The sequence below is a fragment of the Sphingobacterium sp. UBA7249 genome, assembly GCF_002472835.1.
Taxonomy (GTDB): Bacteria; Bacteroidota; Bacteroidia; order Sphingobacteriales; family Sphingobacteriaceae; genus Sphingobacterium; species Sphingobacterium prati.
This window is the reverse complement of record NZ_DKST01000018.1, coordinates 1-330: the sequence shown is the minus strand read 5'-3', so window position 1 is coordinate 330 and position 330 is coordinate 1. Positions and strand designations below refer to the sequence as shown.

Sequence of the window (330 nt, the reverse complement as noted above, 5' to 3'; positions counted from 1 at the left end):
ATACAATTTGAGGGGTCATTCCGGCAGCCAGTACTTTTTGTGTTTTAAAAAATTCGATTGGGAGGAAGGGGATGTCCGTATAGTGCTGGACTTGATTTTTTTCTTTGCCTATTAGCGAAACATAGTCGCGGTAGACCTGACAATGCTGCAGCTGGAAGTGATAAGTTTCTAAACAATGTTGATTAAAATCGTCTTCCGTTTGAATTTCAAGAAAATCCGTCCAATTCGTCATAGCATTTAAATTTGTTGGACAAAATTAGCTAAAATTTAGAAATATTGAGTAGCGAAGCCGGAGCCGACAGTAAGAATAACATAAAGCGCCTGCTGCTG

1 pseudogene is annotated in these 330 nt (G+C 39.1%); it reads right to left on the bottom strand.

Annotated features, from left to right (window positions below):
* Positions 1-232: pseudogene (locus B4A24_RS14435) on the bottom strand (acyl transferase); the annotation flags it as partial.
* Positions 233-330: the final 98 nt, after the last annotated feature.